Raw genomic sequence first — 19,627 nt, 5'->3', positions numbered from 1 at the left:
GGGCACCCGGGGACCCGCTCCGGCGCGGCCGGTGGGCCGGGCGTCGGCGGCGACCCCGGCGGCGGTCCGGTGGGGCTGGTCGGGGGTGACGGGTGACATCGCGTTCTACTCTGGCACGCCGCGCCCGTGGGGGCAGTCCGATACCGCCTCCGGACCTCGGCGAGTTCCCTGATCCACCGGCTCGTCAGGTCCGATCCGGTTTAGCCTCGGCGCAGGGCGCGACCTTTCCTGTCGCGGCACCGACCGCTCGGAGGAAGCCGTGAACGCTCCGTATCCACCGCCGCCACCGCCGCCTGCGGCCGGGCGCGACCGCACCACTCTGTGGGGCGTCCTGGGGATCATCTTCGGCCTGCTCTGCTGCGGCATCCTGGGCATCGTCTTCGGCTACCTGTCGATCCGGGACGCCCGTCGCTTCGGAAAGTCCCCGCTGCTCGGCTGGTTGGCGATCGCGTTCGGCATCATCAACATCATCGCCAGCGCGGTCGTCCGGGCGCGGGGCAGCTACTACTACCCGTACTGGTACCGCTGACGGAAGGAGGGGGCCGACCGGATCCGGTCGACCCCCTCCGCACGTCGTACCACCGCTCAGCGGTTGGACATGATCTCCCGCATGAGCTTGGCGGTCTCGGTCGGGGTCTTGCCGACCTTGACGCCGACCGCCTCCAGCGCCGCCTTCTTGGCGTCGGCGGTGCCCGCCGAGCCGGAGATGATCGCGCCGGCGTGGCCCATCGTCTTGCCGGGCGGAGCGGTGAAGCCGGCGATGTAGCCGACCACCGGCTTGGTGACGTTGGCCTTGATGAACTCGGCCGCGCGCTCCTCGGCGTCGCCGCCGATCTCACCGATCATCACGATGGCGTCGGTCTCCGGGTCGGCCTCGAACGCGGCCAGCGCGTCGATGTGGGTCGTCCCGATGATCGGGTCGCCGCCGATGCCGACGCAGGTCGAGAAGCCGATGTCCCGCAGCTCGTACATCATCTGGTAGGTCAGCGTGCCGCTCTTGCTGACCAGGCCGATCCGGCCGCTGCCGGTGATGTCGGCCGGGATGATGCCGGCGTTGGAGGCGCCCGGCGAGGCGATGCCCGGGCAGTTCGGGCCGATGATCCGGGTCCGCTCACCCTTCGACACGTTGTACGCCCAGAACGCGGCGGTGTCGTGCACCGGCACGCCCTCGGTGATCACCACGGCCAGGTCGATGCCGGCGTCGATCGCCTCGACCACGGCAGCCTTGGTGAACTGCGGCGGCACGAAGATGACCGTGACATCCGCCCCGGTCTCCTTCATCGCGTCCGCGACGGTGGCGAAGACCGGCAGCTCGGTGCCGTCGAAGTCGACCGTCTGGCCCGCCTTGCGCGGGTTGACGCCGCCGACCACGTTGGTGCCGGCGGCGAGCATCCGCCGGGTGTGCTTGGAACCCTCGGAACCGGTCATCCCCTGCACGATGACCTTGGAGTCCTTGGTCAGCCAGATAGCCATTGTCAGACCCCCGCAGCTGCCAGCTCGGCGGCCCGCTCGGCCGCGCCGTCCATGGTGTCGACCCGCTGGATCAGCGGGTTGTTCGCGCCGTCGAGGATCGCCCGGCCGGCCTCGGCGTTGTTGCCGTCGAGGCGGACGACGAGCGGCTTGGTGGCCTTCTCGCCCCGCTGCTCCAGCAGCGCCAGCGCCTGCACGATGCCGTTGGCGACCGCGTCGCAGGCGGTGATGCCGCCGAAGACGTTGACGAAGACGCTCTTCACCGACGGGTCGGAGAGGACGATCTCCAGGCCGTTCGCCATCACCTCGGCGCTCGCGCCGCCGCCGATGTCGAGGAAGTTGGCCGGCTTGACGCCACCGTGCCGCTCCCCCGCGTACGCGACCACGTCGAGGGTGGACATGACCAGGCCCGCGCCGTTGCCGATGATGCCGACCTCGCCGTCGAGCTTGACGTAGTTGAGGTCCTTCTCCTTGGCGGCCTGCTCCAGCGGATCCACCGACGCCTGGTCGACCAGGGCCTCGTGGTCCGGGTGCCGGAACGCGGCGTTCTCGTCGAGGGTGACCTTGGCGTCCAGCAGCAGCAGCTTGCCGTCCTTGGTGGTGGCCAGCGGGTTCACCTCGACCAGCGTGGCGTCCTCGGCGACGAACGCCTGCCACAGCTTGACCGCGACCTCGACCACCTGGTCGGCGACCTCGGCCGGGAAGCCGGCCGCGGCCACGATCTCGCGGGCCTTGGCCTCGTCCACGCCGGTGTTGGCGTCGATCGGGGCCTTGACGACCTTCTCGGGGGTCTCGGCGGCGACCTGCTCGATGTCCATGCCGCCGGCCACGCTGGCGATGCAGAGGAAGGTGCGGTTCGCCCGGTCGAGCAGGTACGAGAAGTAGTACTCCTCGGCCACGTCGGCGGTCACCGTGATCATGACCTTGTGGACCGTGTGACCCTTGATGTCCATGCCGAGGATGTCGGTGGCGCGAGCCACCGTCTCCTCCGCGCCCTCGGCCAGCTTCACGCCACCGGCCTTGCCGCGGCCGCCGACCTTCACCTGCGCCTTGACGACCACCCGGCCGCCGAGGCGCTCGGCGATCGCGCGGGCCTCCTCCGGGGTAGTGGCGACGCCGCCGGCGAGCACGGGCAAGCCGTGCCGCTCGAACAGGTCCCGCCCCTGGTACTCGTACAGGTCCACGATTGCGCGTCCCGTCCCGTCTCCGCGGCGCGCCGTCGCGCCGCCACCAGCGTTGGAAAATCAGTTTGACGCCTGTCATCAGATGAGACAGGTCATTTGCCGCAGCCTAACGAGATGGGAACCAGCGGCAACCGAGCGGGTGCGTGGTGTGCGGTAATGCACAACCGCCGACGGCTCCGGCTCACCCGACCCGGCAGCGACCGGCTGAGTAGCCGACGACCGCCCGCATGATCTCCTCCTCAGGCCGGTCCGCGAAGTTGACCGTCGCGGCAAAGCCGGTGCCGAAGAAGGCCTGCTGCAGGCCCGAGTCGAACGCGGTGTAGACACCCAGGCCGGAGCCGACCCGCGGGTCGCGCGGCTTCACGCAGACCATCTTCTCCAGCGCCCAACGCCGCAGGTAGATGCGGTCGATCGCTGCCCAGGGCAGCCAGATCGCCTGCCCACGGGTGGGCCGGGTCTTGATCCAGAGCCCGTCCGGCCCGACCGCGAGCACCGGGCCGCCGGAGGTGATCAACCAGAGCTGGAAACTCAGCAGCAGCGCGAACAGCAGCATGAACGCCGGGATGACGAGCAGCACCACCGGCTCGGTGTCGCCGGCGGAAACCGCCGCCCCGAGCGGGCAGGCCATCACCAGGCCGATGAAGAGGAGCATCAACACGAAGAGCAGGGCTCGCTTGCCCACGCTCTGCCGGAGCACGAACGGCAGATCCTCCGGGATCCGCTTGGCCGTCACGGCCGCGGGCCCCGCCCCACCGGGGTACGCCGCTCCGGGGTATGCCGCCCCACCGGGGTATGCGGCCCCGCCCGGGTACGCCGGCCCGCCCGGGTACGCCGGCTGCGGCGGCATAGCCGGGCCGGTCGGCGGCTGGCCCGGCCAGCCGGGGTGCTGCGACGGCGCCGGCCAACCCGGGCCGGGCTGCTCCTGAGCCGGTGGGCCCGACCAGGCGGTGCCGGCCTGGCCGCCCACGCCGGGGTGCTGGACCGGCTGGCCCGACCAGGCTGTACCGGGCTGCTGCGCCGGCCATCCGGCGCCGCCCTGCTGCGTGGACCGATCCGGCTGCGGCTGGGCCCCGCTCTCCGTTGACGGCTCCCCGTCGCCGGGGCGGGGGGACGGGGACGACGGCTGGGTCACGGCGGGCTCCCGGCGGGATCGTCGACCGCGGACGCGGTACGGGCAGCCACACCATACGGCCCCGCCCCACGCCTCGCGGTCCGCAAACAAGCCCGCTGCCCTGACCCCAGCCCGTCCGGAGGCGACAACTTCCGGGAAATAGTGGCCTCGGCGAGCCGGGAAGCGACAACTTCCCCGAAATTGCGGCCTCCGCCCCACGCCTCGCGATCCGCAAGCAAGCCCGCTGCCCTGATCCCGGCTCGTCAGGAGTCGCACCTTCAGGGAAGTGGTGTTCTCACCGCGGCGGGAAGACCTTCGCGCTGGCCGGAAGCGGTGGAGAGCTTCCCGGAGCGGTCGGCGCCGGGGCGGGCGGGTTCAGCCGTACGAGGGATGTTGAGGAGGGGGCGTAACCCCCACCTGGGGGCGTCGTTGAGTCTGATGTCGGAGCGCTGATCGGCGCGACGACGAAACGGCCGATGCCCTGTCGGTCGAGGGGTGGCGGCGGGGCATCGTGCATAGAGGGGCCGGGCGTGTGAGGGGTGCGTCCGGCCCCTCCCCCTGTCCGGGTACCGCCCGCGGCCGGTCAGGCGACCGGCTGGGCGATGTTCTCCCGGACCCACTCCACGATCGCCTGGGTGGTCGCACCCGGGGTGAAGATCTTGGCGACGCCGAGCCGCTCCAACTCCGGGATGTCGGCGTCCGGGATGATGCCCCCGCCGAAGACCACCACGTCGGCGGCGTCGCGCTCGGCGAGCAGCTCCATCACCCGCTTGAAGAGGGTCATGTGCGCGCCGGAGAGAACGGACAGACCGACGGCGTCGGCGTCCTCCTGGATCGCGGTCTCCACGATCTGCTCCGGCGTCTGGTGCAGGCCGGTGTAGATGACCTCCATGCCGGCGTCCCGCAGGGCGCGCGCGACCACCTTCGCGCCCCGGTCGTGGCCGTCCAGGCCGGGCTTCGCGACGACGACCCGGATACGAGAGCTCATCAGCGCACACCTTTCACCGGCTAGGGCACTCCTCACCTGAACGAACGGTAACCCGGCCGCCCGGGAGCCGGAAACCCGGGCTGCACCCCTAGCCCGGCCGACCTTGATCGACTCGGCTCGGCGCAACCGGGGGCATCCGACGCCGGCGATACCGCGACCTGCCGCAGACGGAGTGGATCAAAGGCCACGGGAGGGAGCGGATCACAGGCCACGAGACGGAGTGGATCACTCGCGACGGACGGAGTGGATCGACGAGCCGGAGGGCCGGCGCGGCGCGTGGTGATCCAATAGCGGCGAACGCGGCGCACCGGAAGCCGGACGCCTCCGCCGAACGGTCACTGTCCGCGACGAACGGGCAGGTACCAGGCCAGCCAACTGGGGGCACGAGCCATGACAAGAGCGGACGGAAAGGGACAGAAAGAAACGCCAATTCGGCGCTTCGGCTTGTGACGGGAGTGGCGGTTGGCTAACGTGTCCACGGTTGTCATCAGGTCCACGGACGGGTGACGACGCGGCCACCGGACCTTCGACGAAGCTTCACCGAACGGTTCGAGGTCGCATCGGATCCCCGACAACGGAGGGTGTGCGTGCGCCAGCGCCTGTCGTCTGAGCCCGATAGATATCGCGGTCGCCGCCGCGTACCCACCCCCCCGCGGAGCCGCTACGCCGCGGTCGTGACCACCGCCTTCGTGGGGGCCGGTCTCGTCGCCCTCGGCGCGAACGCCCTCCCGGACGCCAAGAGCGTCAGCCCGTCGGTCCTCGACGAGCTCAAGCAGGCCTCGGTCACCAGCCAGGACGCGGCGGACCGGGGTAACTCCGCCGATCGCGCCACTCGTGACAGCCGCGCCGACAAGGCGTCGACCGAGCAGGACGTCTGGCTCCTGCCGCTGCACGGCTACGACTTCAACTCGCCCTACGGCATGCGCTGGGGCAAGCTGCACACCGGAATCGACCTGGTCGCCCCGGAGGGCACCCCGTACGTGGCGATGCACGACGGCACGGTCACCAAGGCCGGCTGGTTCGGCGGCTACGGCTACGCCGTGATCGTTCAGCACTCGGACGGCAGCGAGGCCATCTACGGCCACTCCTCGGCGGTCACCGTCAAGGAGGGCCAGCAGGTCAAGGCGGGCGACCAGCTCGGCCTGGTCGGCAACACCGGTCACTCGTACGGCTCCCACCTGCATCTGGAGATCCATGTCAACGGGCAGCCGCTGGACCCGGTGCCGTGGCTCGCGGATCGCGGAGTGGACATCAAGCTGCAAGTCGAGGCAATCTACGCCGAGGTAGCCGCTTCCTGACGCTGCGTATCGCCCATTGACCGCCCGGATCAGCCGATCCGGGCGGTTTTCGTTGCAGCAAAGTCTGCCGGGTCACAGTCGCGAATGTGAGCGGCGACACATCCGCACATGATCCTTTTACCGCGCAAAAGCCGCGTCCCGGCAGGAAGAAGGCCGCGCGGGGCTGTCGGGCCGCCCGCCGACCCGGTGCCAGTACCCGCGGCACCCCCGGCCGACACCAGTATTTCGAGGTCACGTGCCCCCTCGACTGATGAAGGTCCCCGTGCAGGAAGACAGCTCCATCCAGAACGAGAACACTCCGGACGCCCCCGCCCGGCACCGGCGCAAGCGCCCGGTCCGGCGCACCACATACCTCGTCATCGGCGCGGCCGCCCTGGTCGGCCTCGGTGTCGGCGGCGTCTCCGTCGCCACCACCGGCCACGGCACCCCGACCCCGGCCGCCGTGGACTTCGACGCCCAGGCCCGCGCCGAGGCCGCCGACCGCGCCGACCGCTCGGTCCGCGAGTCGACCGCGCCGGTCACCCCGTCCGCCACCCCGGTCAGCCCGTCGCCAAGCCCCACGAAGGCGAGCCCGAAGCCGACGAGGACCGCCACGGCGAAGCCGAAGCCGAAGCCCACCAGCAAGCCCAAGCCCACCTGGGTGATCCCGATGAAGGGCGCCGAGATCACCTCGTGCTTCGGCCAGCGGTGGGGCACCCTGCACGCCGGGATCGACTTCGCGATGCCGGCCGGCACCCCGATCCACGCCGCTGCGGCGGGCACCGTGGTGAAGGCCGGTGACGCCGGCGACGGCTACGGCAACTCGGTCTTCATCGACCACCACAACGGCTACCTGACCCACTACGGGCACCAGAGCCGCCTCATCGTCAGCGTCGGCGACAAGGTGAGCGCCGGCCAGGTCATCGGCTACGAGGGCGCCACCGGCGACGCCACCGGCCCGCACCTGCACTTCGAGGTGCACAAGGGCGCGATGTGGAACCAGATCGACCCGGCGCCGTTCCTGCGCGCCCGGGGCATCGACGTGGCCTGCTGAGGGCCACGGCACGAGGAGAGGCCCGGTCCGGCATCCGCCGGGCCGGGCCTCATCGTCGCTCAGAGCTTGTCGATCGGGGCGTGCCGGAGCACCAGCCACATCGTCTGGTCGCCGAAGTCGATCTGCGCCCGGGCCCCGGGGCCGTGCCCCTCAACGGCCAACACCCGGCCCAGGCCGTACCGCTGGTGGTTGACCCGGTCCCCCACCGAGACCTTGGGCGCCTGCTTCAGCTCGCTCGCCGTGGCCAGCCGGCTGCCGTCCACCCCGAGCCGCTTGGCGAGCTGCGCCGCCTTGGGCGTACCCCCGGTGAAGCCGCCACGCCCGCCGGGCGCGCGGTCCGCGCGGCCGCCGACGCCGCCGCCCCCGCCGGCCCACGAGGTGTACGACCCCTCGGTGCGCTCCCAACGGACCAGCTCCGGCGGCAACTCCTCCATGAAGCGCGACGGCGGGTTGTACGCCGGCGCTCCCCAGGCCGATCGGGTGACCGCCCGGGACAGGTAGAGCCGCTGGCGGGCCCGGGTGATGCCGACGTACGCCAGCCGGCGCTCCTCCTCCAGCTCCCGGGTGTCGCCGAGCGAGCGCAGGTGCGGGAAGACCCCGTCCTCCAGGCCGGTCAGGAAGACCACCGGGAACTCCAGGCCCTTCGCGGTGTGCAGGGTCATCAGGGTGACCACGCCCTGGTGGTCCGGGTCGTCGGTGGGCACCTGGTCGGCGTCGGCGACCAGGGCCACCTGCTCCAGGAAGCCGGCGAGGGTGGCCCGCTCGCCCTCGGCGCCCAGCGCCTCGATCCGCTCGGTGTACTCCCGGGCGACGCTGACCAGTTCCTGGAGGTTGTCCACCCGGCCGGCGTCCTGCGGGTCGAGGCTCTCCTCCAGCTCGCTGAGGTAGCCCGACCGGGTCAGCAGGGCCTCCAGCACATCCTCCGGGGTGCCGGTCTCGGCCAGCTCGCGCGCGGAGTCCAGCAGCGCGACGAAATCGGCGATGCCGTTGGCCGCCCGGGTGGAGATCCCTGGCGCGTCCTTGGCCCCGCGCAGCGCCGCGCCGAAGGAGATCCGGTCCCGGCTGGACAGCGCCTCCACACACGCCTCGGCGCGGTCGCCGATGCCACGGCGGGGCGTGTTGAGGATCCGGCGCAGGCTGACCGTGTCGTCGTCGTTGACCACCGCACGCAGGTAGGCCAGCGCGTCCCGGACCTCCTTGCGCTCGTAGAAGCGCACCCCGCCGACCACCTTGTACGGCAGGCCGACCCGGATGAACACCTCCTCGAAAACCCGGGACTGGGCGTTGGTGCGGTAGAAGACCGCCACGTCGCCGGGACGGGTGTCACCGGCGTCGACCAGCCGGTCGATCTCCCGGGCCACCCAGTCCGCCTCGGCGTGCTCGGTGTCCGCCACGTACCCGACGATCTGCTCCCCGGCGCCGGCGTCGCTCCACAGCCGCTTGGGCTTGCGGGAGGTGTTCCGGTCGATCACCGCGTTGGCCGCGTTGAGGATGGTCTGGGTGGAGCGGTAGTTCTGCTCCAGCAGGATCGTCCGGGCGTCGGTGAAGTCGCGCTCGAACTCCAGGATGTTGCGGATGGTCGCACCGCGGAACGCGTAGATCGACTGGTCGGCGTCACCCACCACGCAGAGCTCGGCCGGCGGGATCCCCTCGGTGCCCGAGACCAGCTCCTTGATCAGCACGTACTGGGCGTGGTTGGTGTCCTGGTACTCGTCGACCAGCACGTGCCGGAACCGCCGCCGGTAGCTCTCCGCGACGTGCGGGTGCGACTGGAGCAGGTGCACCGTCGTCATGATCAGGTCGTCGAAGTCCAGCGCGTGCGCCTCGCGCAGTCGCCGCTGGTAGAGCGTGTACGCCTCGGACAGGGCCCGCTCGTTGGGCCCCTTGGCCCGGGCCGCGAACTCCTCCGGGTCGACCAGCTCGTTCTTGAGGTTGGAGACCTGGGCGGCGAGGCCGCGCGCCGGGTAGCGCTTCGGGTCGAGGTCCAGCTCCCGGGCGACGAGCTGCATCAGTCGGCGGGAGTCGTCCGCGTCGTAGATCGAGAAGGTCGACTTCAGGCCGGCGTGCTCGTGCTCGGCGCGCAGGATCCGGACGCAGGCCGAGTGGAACGTCGACACCCACATCAGCCGGGCACGCGGGCCGACCAGGGCGGCCACCCGCTCCTTCATCTCGCCGGCGGCCTTGTTGGTGAAGGTGATCGCGATGATCTCGCCGGGGTGCACGTCCCGCGCGGCGAGCAGGTAGGCGATCCGGTTGGTCAGCACCCGGGTCTTGCCGGAGCCGGCGCCGGCCACGATCAGCAGCGGGGACCCGGCATGGGTGACCGCGTCCCGCTGAGGGCCGTTCAGCCCGTCGAGGAGGGCCTGGGGGCCCGGCCGGGCCGACGGCGCCGGGCCGCCCCGCCCCCGGTCGCGAGCGCCGCTCAGCGGGGCGGCGGCCGGTTCATGGCCGCCGGCCGGGTGGGAATCGGCACGGGAGCCGGGCCCGTGCGGCGGGCTCGGCTGGGGCTCCGGCGCGGGCGGGGACGCGGGGATGTCGAAGAGAGGATGCATCGCACGGCGAGTCTATGCCGCCGGCCGGACATCTCCGGTGCGCGCGGGGCCGGGAGGAACGGAAGGCGTCCCGTCCCACAGGTTGGCGGTTTCCTTGCGCCGGCCGCCCGCGGGTCGGCATACTCGACGACGTGTTCGAGCAGCGCTTCTACTTTTACTACGGCACCGGGAGTCCGGCAGCCGTAGGTCGCGCCTGAACACCAGACCTGCGAAAGCCCCGGGCTCGGAGAGCCCGGGGCTTTTTCGTCCCGGGATCCGGGCACCGGGCCCGAGACCCCGAGAGGGACGACGATGATGACTGACGTGGTGGAGTCCAGCGGCGGCCTGGCGCGGCACGACCGGCCGAACGGGGCGAACCCGACCGGGGCCGCGGCGGCCCGCACCGGCACCGCCGATTCGGCGGCCGCCGAGCGGATCGCCGAGATCAGGGAGCGGATCGACGAGATCGACCGCACCATCATCGCGCTCTGGCAGGAGCGGGCCGCGCTGTCCCAGGAGGTCGGGGCCACCCGGATGGCCTCCGGCGGCACCCGTCTGGTGCTCAGCCGGGAGCGGGAGATCCTGGAGCGGTTCCGCGAGGCGCTCGGCGCGGACGGCACGCAACTGGCACTGCTGCTGCTCCGGGCCGGCCGCGGCCCGCTGTGAGGGGCGCCGCCGGTCCCCGGGATCGCGGCCCTGAACCGGGCTCCCCGGATACGCCGAACCGCCTGCCGGCGTCGTGCTGACCTCGGCAGGCGGTTCGGGTTGGATCAGGCCACCTCGTGGGTGGGGACGATCTCCCGCGGCTTGGCGAAGTGGCAGGCGCTCGGGTGGTCCGAGCCCTGCCGGATCTGGAGCAGCGGCACCTCCTGGGCGCAGACGTCCTGCGCCTTCCAGCACCGGGTGCGGAACCGGCAGCCCGAGGGCGGGCTCACCGGGGAGGGGACGTCACCGCTGAGCCGGATGATCGCCTTGTTGTCCCGCAGCGTCGGGTCCGGCACCGGCACCGCCGACAGCAGCGCCTGGGTGTACGGGTGGGTCGGCCGCTCGTAGATCTCGTCCTCGCTGCCGATCTCCACCATCTTGCCCAGGTACATCACCGCGACCCGGTCGGACAGGTGGCGCACGACCGACAGGTCGTGGGCGATGAAGACGTACGACAGGCCGAACTCCGCCTGGAGCTTCTCCAGCAGGTTCATCACCTGCGCCTGGATCGACACGTCCAGCGCCGACACCGGCTCGTCACAGACGATGACCTCCGGCCGCAGGGCAAGCGCCCGGGCGATGCCGATGCGCTGCCGCTGACCACCGGAGAACTGGTGCGGGTACCGGTTGATGTGCTCCGGGTTGAGGCCGACCAGGTCGAGCAGCTCCTTGACCTTCCCGCGCCGGCTGCCCCGCGGGGCCACCTCGGGGTGGATCTCGAACGGCTCGCCGATCAGGTCACCGACCGTCATCCGCGGGTTCAGCGAGGTGTACGGGTCCTGCATCACCAGCTGGATCTGCCGGCGCAGGCGGCGCAGCGCCCCGCCGGAGAGCTTGGAGATGTCCTGGCCCTTGTAGAGCACCTGGCCGGAGGTCGGCCGCTCCAGGTTCATCAGGACCCGGGCCAGCGTCGACTTGCCGCAGCCGGACTCGCCCACCACGCCCAGCGTCTCGCCGCTCTTCAGCTCGAACGAGACGCCGTCGACCGCCTTGACGTGACCGATGGTCTTCTTGAACACGACACCCCGGGTCACGGGGTAGTGCTTGACCAGGTCACGGACCTCGATGATGTTCTCAGTCACGGTTCACGAGCTCCTCGGCGAAGTGGCAGGCGCTGGCCCGGGCGCGGCCGACCTGCAGCAGCGGGGGCACCTTCTCCCGGCACACCGGCTGCGCCATGGGGCAGCGCGGGTTGAACGGGCAGCCCGGCGGGATGTTCATCAGGTTCGGCGGGAGGCCCTTGATGGTGCGGAGCTCCTGCCCCTTCTCGTCCATCCGCGGGATCGAGTTGAGCAGGCCGAGGGTGTACGGGTGCGCCGGTTTGGCGTACAGGTCGTACACGTCGGCTTCCTCGACGATCCGGCCGGCGTACATGACCGCGATCCGGTCCGCGACGTCGGCGACCACGCCGAGGTCGTGGGTGATCAGGATCATGCCCATCTGCCGCTCCCGCTGGAGCTCGCCGAGCAGGTCCATGATCTGGGCCTGCACGGTCACGTCCAGCGCGGTGGTCGGCTCGTCCGCGATCAGCACCTCCGGGTCCAAGGCCAGCGACATCGCGATCATCGCGCGCTGCCGCATGCCGCCGGAGAACTGGTGCGGGTAGTTGCTGTACCGACCCTTGGCGTTGGGGATCTTCACCTGGTCGAGCATCTCGATCGCGCGCTTCTTGGCGTCCGCGCGGCTCATGCCACGCCGGATGCGGAACTGCTCGGCGATCTGGAAGCCGACGGTGAAAACCGGGTTGAGGGCGGAGAGCGAATCCTGGAAGATCATCGCAATGCCTTCACCCCGGATCCGGCGCCGCTGCTCGGCGGACATCTTGAGCATGTCCTTGCCGTGGAAGCGGACCTGCCCACCGGTGACGAAGCCGGGCGGGCTGTCCAGGATGCCCATGATGGTCTGCGCCGTGACGCTCTTGCCGGAGCCGGACTCGCCGAGCACGGCGAGGGTCTCCCCCGCGTCGACGTGGTACGTCACCCCGTTGATGACCTTGGCGACGCCGTCCCGGGTACGGAACTCCACCCGCAGGTCGTCGACCTCGAGCAGGCGGCCCGAGGGGCGGCCGGATCCGTCGGCGCCCGCGGCGGACTGCTCGGTCACGAGAATGTCGGACAACTCAGTTCCCCTATCGGAGCTTCGGGTCGAGGGCCTCGCGGACCGCCTCGCCGAGCATCACGAAGCTCAGCACGGCGGCGACGAGGAACGCGGAGGGGAAGAACAGCAGGAACGGCGAGACCCGGATGTAGTTCTGCGCCTCGCTGATCATGATGCCCCAGGACACCACGGGCGTCTTCAGGCCGATGCCCAGGAAGGACAGGGTGGCCTCGGCACCGATGAACGACCCGACCATGATCGTGCCGTAGACCAGCAGCGGGGCCAGGCAGTTCGGCAGCAGGTGCTTGAGGATGATCCGGCCGGTGCCGGCACCCAACGCCCGCGCGGCGACGATGTAGTCCGCCTCCTTGGTCGCCAGCACCGAGGAGCGCATCAGCCGCATGGTCACCGGCCAGCTCAGCACGGTGAGCGACATGATGACCAGACCCATGATCTGCCACTCACCGTTGTCCGTGCCCGCGCCGTTGAACGTGGTCAGGATGACGATCGAGCCGAGCACGAACGGCAGGCCGAAGAAGATGTCCGCGATGCGGGAGAGCAGCGCGTCCACCCAGCCACCACGGTAGCCGGCGATGATGCCCATCGCGCCACCGATCAGCAGGGTGCCGAGGGTGGAGAGCACGGCCACCAGGATCGAGGCGCGGGCGCCGTAGATCACCCGGGAGTACACGTCGCGGCCCTGCACGTCGTAGCCGAACCAGGCGTGCGCCGACGGCTCGACCCGGCTGCGCGACAGCGTGCCGTTGACCGCGTCGCCGGAGGTGAACAGCGACGGGAAGGCCGCCATCAGCAGGAACAGCAGGATGAACGCGGCCGAGATCCAGAAGAGCGGCTTGCGACGCAGGTCGAGCCAGGCGTCGCCGAGCAGGCCACGCGGCTTCTGCTGCTTCTGGGCGCTCTCCGGCAGGCCAGCGTTGGTGGGCGCGCCGGAACCGGCCTCGGTCGGCATGGTCGCGGGCGGCGTCGAGACGATCGACGCGGCGGTCGGGTCACTCATAGCGGATCCTCGGGTCCAGGGCGGCGTAGAGCAGGTCCACCAGCAGGTTCATGATCAGGTAGACGAGCACCAGCACCACCACGATGCCGACAACGGTAGCGCTCTGCTTCGTGACAATCGCTCGGAGCACCTGGCGGCCGATGCCGTTGATGCCGAAGATGCCCTCGGTGACGATCGCGCCACCCATCAGGGCGCCGAGGTCGGTGCCGAGCAGGGTGACGACCGGGATCAGCGAGTTGCGCAGCAGGTGCACGCCGACCACCCGGCGCATCGGGAGGCCCTTGGCGATGGCGGTGCGGACATAGTCGGCGCGGCGGTTCTCCGCGATGCTGGTCCGCGCCACCCGGGCGATGTACGCCATCGAGGCGCTGCCCAGCACGAAGCCAGGGAGGAGCAGCTCGTTGAAGGGCATTTCGTTGGAGACCGTCGGGCGGACGAGGCCCCACTTGACGCCGACCAGCCACTGGAGCACGAAGCCGATGACGAAGACCGGCAGCGCGATCAGGAAGAGGGTGGAGATCAGGACCAGGTTGTCCAGGAAGCCGTTACGCCGGAGACCGGTCAGCACGCCGGCGCCGAGACCGATGATGGCCTCGATGGCGAGTGCGACCACTGCCAGCTTCAGGGTGTTCGGGTACGACGTCGTGATGATGTCGCTGATCGCGCGACCACTGAACGTGGTGCCGAAATCACCCTGGAAAAGGTTCTTCATGTAGGTGGCGTACTGCACCCAGATCGAGTCGTCCAGGTGGTACTTCTCGGTCATCACTGCCACGTAGTTTTCCGGGCAGGGCCGATCGCCGCACTTACCGGCGAAGGGGTCTCCGGGTACCGACCAGACGAGCCAGTAGATCAGGAACGTCGTGCCGATGAACACCGGCACGAGTTGCAGCAGCCGTCTCAAGAGATAACGGCCCATGGGGTGGTCCTCCAGACAGGGGGCGCGTCGGACGGCCGACACGGATGGTGACAACGTGCGAGGGGTTTGTTGTACACCCCCTCGCGGAACGGCCCCGGGTCGGGCTCACCGGTAGGCGAGCCCGACCCGGGGTCAGACCGTTCGGATCAGAGCTCGACAGAGGTGATGTCAAGCTCGCCGACGTTGGACAGCTCCATCTTCTTGATCTTCTCCGAGTGGCCGGACTGCTGGCCACCGAAGTAGATCGGCATCGACGGGACGTCCTGGTCGATGATCTTGACAGCCTCAGCGAACTTCTTGTGCGACTCCTCGAGGCTGGGGGCCGCGGAGGCCTCCTTGGCGAGGGCGTCGACCTCCTTGTTGCTGTACAGGCCGTCGTTGGAGGAGCCACCGGTCACGTAGAGCGGGTTGATCCAGTTCTCCACGTCCGGGTAGTCCTGCTGCCAACCGGCACGGTAGGCACCGGTCATCTTGTGGGCGTTGATGTTCTGGCGGAAGACCGCGAAGGTCGGCACGCCAACGGCGACCGCGTCGATGCCCAGGTTGGTCTTGATCTGCTGGGCGACGGCCTCCATCCACTCCTTGTGGCTGGCGTCCGCGTTGTACGACAGGGTCAGCTTGCCCGTGAAGCCACCAGCCTCCTGCAGGAGCTGCTTGGCCTGGGTCGGGTCGAACTTGCAGGCGGTGCAGTTGCCCGGCTCGGCGCCCGGGGTCAGCGGGTTGGCCCAGCTGTCGGCCGGCTTGCGGTTACCGAAGAAGATCTTGTCGGTGATCTCCTGCCGGTTGATCGAGAGCGAGATCGCCCGACGCAGCTTCGGGTCCTGGAAGCGCTTGTCGTAGATCGGGAAGGCGATGATGCCCGTCGACGGGGTGGTCGAGGAGATCGCCCGGTCGCCCAGGTCGTTCTTCCACTTCTCGCCAGCCAGCGAGGAGACCGGAACCTGCTGCTGGAAGTCCAGGTTGCCCGACACCAGGTCGTTGTAGGCGGCGGTGTCGTCCTGGTAGATCTTGACGGTGACGTCCTTGATCTTCATCTTGTCGCGCAGGCTGTAGTCGTCGAAGCGGGTCAGCTTGATCTCGACGTCGTCCTGCCAGGAGACGAACTTCACCGGACCGTTACCGATCGGGTTCTTGCCGAACTTCACCGGGTCGGCGAAGAAGCTGTCCGGCAGCGGCATGAAGGCGCTGTAGCCGAGCTTGGTCGGGAAGACCGCGGTCGGCGCGGAGAGGGTGACCTCGAAGGTGGTGTCGTCGACGACCTTGAGGCCCGACATCTCCTTGGCCTTGGGCTCCGGGGCCTTCTTCGGGCCGTCCGGGCCGTCCGGGTCCTCGGTGTAGACGTCGTTGAAGCCCTGGATGTCGGCGAAGAAGCTGGCGTTCTGCGCGCCGCTCGGGCCGTACGCCGCCCAGTTCCAGGCCTTGACGAAGTTCTCGGCCTTGACGGTGGTGCCGTCGTGGAACTTGGTGTTCGGCTTGATCTTGATCTTGAAGACCTTCGAGTCGGTCGTGTCGATCGACTCCGCCAGCGCGTTCTGCGGCGCGCCACCGTTGTTCGGGTACTCGACCAGGCCGGTGAACAGCCAGTCGATGATCTTGCCGCCACCGGTCTCGGTGGTGTTCGCCGGAACCAGGGGGTTCTCCGGCTGGGTGCCGTCGATGACGATGGCGCCGTCCTTGCTGGCGCCGGCGTCGCCACCGTCGTTGTTCCCGCTGCTCGAGCAGCCGGACGCGATGAGCGCGAATGCCGCGCCCACCGCGAGCGCGCCGCTCGCCCGCTTCGAGACTCTCATTCCGAGGGGCCTCCTCTTTCTAACCTGGTTCCGTCGTGGGTTTCACGCACGTGTGGGGTGACGCCACCGATGACCCGAACCACAGGTCGTCGGCCTACCGCAGAGGAAATCGGGACACCCCAGGGGTACCGATCCGCCGGGCACCACACCCTCGGGGAAAGACACCGCGCAGGGCCGACGGCCACGCGACGTCGACCGGAGGCGGTGTCACGTGGTCGGTGGGCCCGACGGGGTGCCTCACACCAGGGGTGAGGTGCTGCCACTGTGACACTCACCGGCCCTTTCCGTGAAGGTGCCGTTATCAAGCCGTTAGTTGCCCGCCGCGTTGCCGATACTTGAAAAAAGATCATGAAACGGCCGGGTCGAATCGCCCTGAACAGCCGAGACAGCACCACACCGGGCGGGACCTCACGCGTAGGCTCGGACGTTGTGACCTTTCCTGCCTCCGCTCCGGCCCTGCCGGACGTCCGCCGGACCCTCGCCGTTTTTGCCCATCCGGATGATGTCGACTTCGGCTGTGCGGGCACGATCGCCAGCTGGGTGGATGAGGGTATCCAGGTCGCCTACCTGGTCGTCACCCGGGGGGATTCCGGCGGCTTCGACGACACCCCGCGGGAGGCGATGCCGGCCCGACGCGAGGCCGAGCAGCGGGCCGCCGGGGCGGCGGTCGGCGTACACCGGGTCGACTTCCTCGACGGCCACGCCGACGGCACCCTCACCCCCAGCCTGGCGCTGCGCCGGCAGATCAGCGCCGCGATCCGCCGGTTCCGGCCGGAGCGCGTGCTGACCAGCTCCCCGCTGCGCCGCTGGGAGCACCTGGCCGGCCCCAGCCACCCCGACCACCTGGCCGTCGGCGAGGCCACCACCTGCGCGGTCTACCCGGACTCGCGCAACCGCTTCGCCTTCCCCGAGTTGCTGGAGGAAGGGCTGGAGCCGTGGGTGGTCCGGGAGATCTGGTACGCGGGCGGCCCGGCGCCCGACCACGCCGTCGACGTGACCGACCAGCTCGACCGCAAGATCGCCGCGATGCGCGCGCACCACTCGCAGACCGCGCACCTGGACGTCGAGACCTGGGTACGCGACCGGCTCACCACGGTGGCCGACAACGCCGGCCTGCCCGCCGGCCGGCTGGCCGAGGCGTTCACCGTGCTGCGTACCGAATGAGCGCCCGTCACCGGTCCGCGATCAGCGCGCCGGCGGCGAAGTGAGGGTCAGACCAACCGGCGGTCGGCCGCCCACCGGGACAGCTCGTACCGGTTGGACATCTGGAGCTTCCGCAGCACGTTGGAGACGTGCGTCTCGACCGTCTTGATCGAGATGTACAGCTCCTTGGCGATCTCCTTGTACGCGTAGCCCCGGGCCAGCAGCCGGAGCACCTCGCGCTCGCGGTTGGTCAGCTGGTCCAGCTCCGGGTCCGCGATCGGCGCGTCCGGCCGGGCCGCGAACGCGTCCAGCACGAAACCGGCCAGCCGGGGGCTGAACACCGCGTCCCCGTCGGCCACCCGGCGGATCGCGTCGGTCAGCTCGTCCGGTGAGATGGTCTTCGTGACGTACCCCCGGGCGCCGGCCCGGATTAGCCCGATCACGTCCTCGGCCGCGTCGGAGACGCTCAGCGCCAGGAACCGTACCTGCGGGTGGGTACGCCGCATCGCCTCCAGCACCGCCCGGCCCCCGCCGTCCGGCATGTGCACGTCGAGCAGCACCACGTCCGGCTGGGTCGCGGCGATCCGGGTGACCGCCTCGGTCACCGTGCTCGCCTCCCCCACCACCTCGACGTGCGCGCCCAGCTCCGCGCGTACGCCCGCGCGGAACATGGCGTGGTCGTCGACGAGGAACACCCGCAGCGGCCCCTCCCGGGGCACCACCGGCTCGACCGCTCCCTGCTCCGCCATGGTCATCTGTCCCTTTCCGCCGTGGAGCCCGTGCCCCCGCTGATCGGCAGGATCAGCCGGACCTCGGTCCCCTCCCCCGGCCCGGAGCGGATCTCCGCCCGGCCGCCGTGTCGCTTCATCCGCCCGATGATCGAGCCCCGGACCCCGTGCCGGTGATCCTCCACCGTATCGGGATCGAAGCCCTTGCCCCGGTCTCGTACGAAGACGCTGACCTGATCCGGCTCCACCTCGGCGTAGAGCGAGACGGTGCGTACCTCGGCGTGCCGGGCCGCGTTGACCAGCGCCTCGCGGGCCGCGGCGACCAGCGCCCCGACCCGCTCGTCGGTCTCCCGGTCACCCACCACCACCGCCTCGACCGTGATCGCGAAGGTGTCCTCCACCTCCGCGGCGGCCTGTTCCAGCGCGGCGGCGAAGCGTTCGGTGGGCGAGGCGGTCGGCTTGTAGAGCCAGTTCCGCAGTGACCGTTCCTGACCACGGGCCAGCCGCTGCACGGTCTTGACGTCGCTGGCGTTGCGCTGGATCAGGGCGAGGGTGTGCAGCACCTGGTCGTGCACCATGGCGGCCAGCTCGGCCCGCTCCTGCTCCCGGATCCGCCCCTCCCGCTCCGAGCGCAGCTGGTTCCAGGTGCGCCAGAGCACCGGACCGGTCACCACGCCGACCCCGGCCAGGCCCACCAGCGCGAAGATGATGCCGTTGAGCACGGCGTCGAAGTTCTGCGCCGGCGAGTAGACCGCGGCCACGCCGATGATGCCGACGGCGACGAGCACTCCGCCGCCGATGAAGCGGAGCACGAAGGCCCGCCGGTCGCTCTCCTCCACCACCGCGCCCAGCCAGGGCACCGGCATGGAGCCGCGCCACTGCCGGCGGCGCTCCGGCGCGGACTGGTGCCAGATCACGCCGGCGCCGACCGCGATGATCGCGACCAGCCAGCCGGCCGTGCCGGCCGCGCCGACCGAGTGGAAGGCCATCACCTGGATCATCAGTACGCCCAGCCCGATGGCGACGAACGGCAGCAGCTGGCCGAGGTCCCGACGGGGCGGAACGGCGGTGTCGCCGGGCCGCGGCGGGACGACCGCCCAGAACGCGGCGTACAGGAGCAGTCCGAGACCGTTCAGTCCGAGCAGCACCATGAAGGCGATCCGGACGCGCAGCACCGAAATGCCGAGGTGTTCGGCGAGGCCGGCGGCCACGCCGGCGGCCAACCGGTGCTCGGTGGCCCGGTAGAGCCGCGGCGGGTGCGGGGTGACGGTGCTGCTGATCGGAGGCTCCCGGGTCGGGTGACGGTGCTGGCGGCCGGCCCACGCCGGTGCCGTCCCGATCGTCACATGGTCGGGCCGGTCCGGACCACGGGGACGCCCCCGACATTCGGGCTCCCGGGATCTCAGGGTGGGGTCAGGGTCGGCTCCGGAGGACGATCGGGCGGCCGGGGCAGCAGGATCGGAGGCATGACCGAGGACGCTGCCCGTCCGCCCCGCCCCGGGGCGGCAGCACAGGACGGGCCACCGCCACCCCCGCCGGGGCCGGCGCCCACCGCCGCCGACCCCGCGGCGCCGCCACCGCCCGGCGGTTCCGGGCCGTACCCGGGGCCGCC

18 protein-coding genes are annotated in these 19,627 nt (G+C 70.5%); 6 read left to right on the top strand and 12 right to left on the bottom strand.

Annotation, left to right across the window (positions count from 1 at the left end; all coding sequences use genetic code 11):
• The first annotated feature begins 259 nt into the window (after positions 1-259).
• On the top strand, positions 260-529 hold the full coding sequence (locus tag ACWEVO_RS08060; RefSeq protein WP_452306838.1) for a DUF4190 domain-containing protein: 270 nt from the start codon (positions 260-262) through the stop codon (positions 527-529).
• A gap of 56 nt (positions 530-585) precedes the next feature.
• Here the strand turns inward: ACWEVO_RS08060 and sucD are convergent, their stop codons facing one another.
• From sucD to ACWEVO_RS08045, 3 genes are all read right to left on the bottom strand, one after another.
• Complete coding sequence (sucD, locus tag ACWEVO_RS08055; RefSeq protein ID WP_452306837.1) at positions 586-1,473, bottom strand: succinate--CoA ligase subunit alpha; 888 nt, start codon at positions 1,471-1,473, stop codon at positions 586-588.
• Positions 1,474-1,475: 2 nt separating this feature from the next.
• Positions 1,476-2,654 carry an ADP-forming succinate--CoA ligase subunit beta gene (sucC, locus tag ACWEVO_RS08050; protein WP_123242511.1) on the bottom strand — a complete coding sequence of 393 codons (1,179 nt, stop codon included), beginning with the start codon at positions 2,652-2,654 and terminating at the stop codon, positions 1,476-1,478.
• 181 nt (positions 2,655-2,835) lie between these two features.
• The gene (locus tag ACWEVO_RS08045; RefSeq protein WP_452306836.1) at positions 2,836-3,387 is read right to left on the bottom strand and encodes a hypothetical protein; all 552 of its coding nucleotides are present in this window, start codon (positions 3,385-3,387) and stop codon (positions 2,836-2,838) included.
• Between the two features lie 150 nt (positions 3,388-3,537).
• On the opposite strand from ACWEVO_RS08045, the gene ACWEVO_RS08040 reads away from it, so the two are divergent.
• On the top strand, positions 3,538-3,738 hold the full coding sequence (locus ACWEVO_RS08040; protein WP_452306835.1) for a hypothetical protein: 201 nt from the start codon (positions 3,538-3,540) through the stop codon (positions 3,736-3,738).
• Positions 3,739-4,348: 610 nt separating this feature from the next.
• Here the strand turns inward: ACWEVO_RS08040 and ACWEVO_RS08035 are convergent.
• Positions 4,349-4,753 (bottom strand): cobalamin B12-binding domain-containing protein, encoded by a 405-nt coding sequence (locus tag ACWEVO_RS08035; protein ID WP_452306834.1) that lies wholly within the window; start codon positions 4,751-4,753, stop codon positions 4,349-4,351.
• Positions 4,754-5,340: 587 nt separating this feature from the next.
• Between ACWEVO_RS08035 and ACWEVO_RS08030 the strand changes: the two genes are divergently transcribed.
• Both ACWEVO_RS08030 and ACWEVO_RS08025 read left to right on the top strand, forming a co-directional pair.
• The gene (locus ACWEVO_RS08030) at positions 5,341-6,051 is read left to right on the top strand and encodes a M23 family metallopeptidase (protein ID WP_452306833.1); all 711 of its coding nucleotides are present in this window, start codon (positions 5,341-5,343) and stop codon (positions 6,049-6,051) included.
• A gap of 250 nt (positions 6,052-6,301) precedes the next feature.
• Positions 6,302-7,084, top strand: a complete 783-nt coding sequence (locus ACWEVO_RS08025) for a M23 family metallopeptidase (RefSeq protein ID WP_452306832.1) — start codon at positions 6,302-6,304, stop codon at positions 7,082-7,084.
• Between the two features lie 59 nt (positions 7,085-7,143).
• On the opposite strand, the gene pcrA is transcribed toward ACWEVO_RS08025, so the two are convergent.
• Positions 7,144-9,636 carry a DNA helicase PcrA gene (gene pcrA / locus ACWEVO_RS08020; protein WP_452306831.1) on the bottom strand — a complete coding sequence of 831 codons (2,493 nt, stop codon included), beginning with the start codon at positions 9,634-9,636 and terminating at the stop codon, positions 7,144-7,146.
• Between the two features lie 291 nt (positions 9,637-9,927).
• On the opposite strand from pcrA, the gene ACWEVO_RS08015 reads away from it, so the two are divergent.
• Positions 9,928-10,281 carry a chorismate mutase gene (locus ACWEVO_RS08015; RefSeq protein WP_452306830.1) on the top strand — a complete coding sequence of 118 codons (354 nt, stop codon included), beginning with the start codon at positions 9,928-9,930 and terminating at the stop codon, positions 10,279-10,281.
• A 104-nt stretch (positions 10,282-10,385) separates the two neighbouring features.
• Here ACWEVO_RS08015 and ACWEVO_RS08010 read toward each other — a convergent pair whose 3' ends face one another.
• The 5 genes from ACWEVO_RS08010 to ACWEVO_RS07990 form a co-directional block, all read right to left on the bottom strand.
• A complete protein-coding gene (locus ACWEVO_RS08010) occupies positions 10,386-11,402 on the bottom strand; it encodes an ABC transporter ATP-binding protein (protein WP_452306829.1) in 1,017 nt (338 codons plus the stop codon).
• The gene (locus tag ACWEVO_RS08005) at positions 11,395-12,423 is read right to left on the bottom strand and encodes an ABC transporter ATP-binding protein (protein WP_452306840.1); all 1,029 of its coding nucleotides are present in this window, start codon (positions 12,421-12,423) and stop codon (positions 11,395-11,397) included. Before ACWEVO_RS08005 ends, ACWEVO_RS08010 begins: the two co-directional genes overlap by 8 nt.
• A gap of 25 nt (positions 12,424-12,448) precedes the next feature.
• Positions 12,449-13,435 carry an ABC transporter permease gene (locus ACWEVO_RS08000; RefSeq protein WP_452306828.1) on the bottom strand — a complete coding sequence of 329 codons (987 nt, stop codon included), beginning with the start codon at positions 13,433-13,435 and terminating at the stop codon, positions 12,449-12,451.
• Entirely contained in the window at positions 13,428-14,354 is a 927-nt protein-coding gene (locus ACWEVO_RS07995; protein WP_452306827.1) for an ABC transporter permease, read from the bottom strand. The genes ACWEVO_RS08000 and ACWEVO_RS07995 overlap by 8 nt, the downstream gene beginning before the upstream one ends.
• Positions 14,355-14,500: 146 nt before the next feature.
• On the bottom strand, positions 14,501-16,144 hold the full coding sequence (locus ACWEVO_RS07990) for a peptide ABC transporter substrate-binding protein (protein WP_452306826.1): 1,644 nt from the start codon (positions 16,142-16,144) through the stop codon (positions 14,501-14,503).
• 429 nt (positions 16,145-16,573) lie between these two features.
• Here ACWEVO_RS07990 and ACWEVO_RS07985 point away from each other — a divergent pair, with 429 nt between their 5' ends.
• A complete protein-coding gene (locus ACWEVO_RS07985) occupies positions 16,574-17,308 on the top strand; it encodes a PIG-L deacetylase family protein (RefSeq protein ID WP_452306825.1) in 735 nt (244 codons plus the stop codon).
• 47 nt (positions 17,309-17,355) lie between these two features.
• Here ACWEVO_RS07985 and ACWEVO_RS07980 read toward each other — a convergent pair whose 3' ends face one another.
• Together ACWEVO_RS07980 and ACWEVO_RS07975 are read right to left on the bottom strand one after the other, a co-directional pair.
• Positions 17,356-18,036, bottom strand: coding sequence for a response regulator (locus ACWEVO_RS07980; protein WP_452306824.1), 681 nt, complete (start codon positions 18,034-18,036; stop codon positions 17,356-17,358).
• A gap of 2 nt (positions 18,037-18,038) precedes the next feature.
• Complete coding sequence (locus ACWEVO_RS07975; protein WP_452306839.1) at positions 18,039-19,295, bottom strand: PspC domain-containing protein; 1,257 nt, start codon at positions 19,293-19,295, stop codon at positions 18,039-18,041.
• Between the last annotated feature and the right edge of the window lie 332 nt (positions 19,296-19,627).

It is taken from the genome of Micromonospora sp. NPDC003776 (assembly GCF_053605645.1).
Note: the sequence above shows the minus strand (reverse complement) of the source record. Positions and strands in the feature narration are given on the sequence as shown.

Bases quoted from the DNA above. Each gene is read 5' to 3' on its own strand.
- sucD (WP_452306837.1), bottom strand. From the start codon at position 1,473: ATGGCTATCTGGCTGACCAAGGACTCCAAGGTCATCGTGCAGGGGATG.
- ACWEVO_RS08035 (WP_452306834.1), bottom strand. From the start codon at position 4,753: ATGAGCTCTCGTATCCGGGTCGTCGTCGCGAAGCCCGGCCTGGACGGC.
- ACWEVO_RS08025 (WP_452306832.1), top strand. From the start codon at position 6,302: ATGAAGGTCCCCGTGCAGGAAGACAGCTCCATCCAGAACGAGAACACT.
- pcrA (WP_452306831.1), bottom strand. From the start codon at position 9,636: ATGCATCCTCTCTTCGACATCCCCGCGTCCCCGCCCGCGCCGGAGCCC.
- ACWEVO_RS08015 (WP_452306830.1), top strand. From the start codon at position 9,928: ATGATGACTGACGTGGTGGAGTCCAGCGGCGGCCTGGCGCGGCACGAC.
- ACWEVO_RS08000 (WP_452306828.1), bottom strand. From the start codon at position 13,435: ATGAGTGACCCGACCGCCGCGTCGATCGTCTCGACGCCGCCCGCGACC.
- ACWEVO_RS07995 (WP_452306827.1), bottom strand. From the start codon at position 14,354: ATGGGCCGTTATCTCTTGAGACGGCTGCTGCAACTCGTGCCGGTGTTC.
- ACWEVO_RS07990 (WP_452306826.1), bottom strand. From the start codon at position 16,144: ATGAGAGTCTCGAAGCGGGCGAGCGGCGCGCTCGCGGTGGGCGCGGCA.
- ACWEVO_RS07980 (WP_452306824.1), bottom strand. From the start codon at position 18,036: ATGGCGGAGCAGGGAGCGGTCGAGCCGGTGGTGCCCCGGGAGGGGCCG.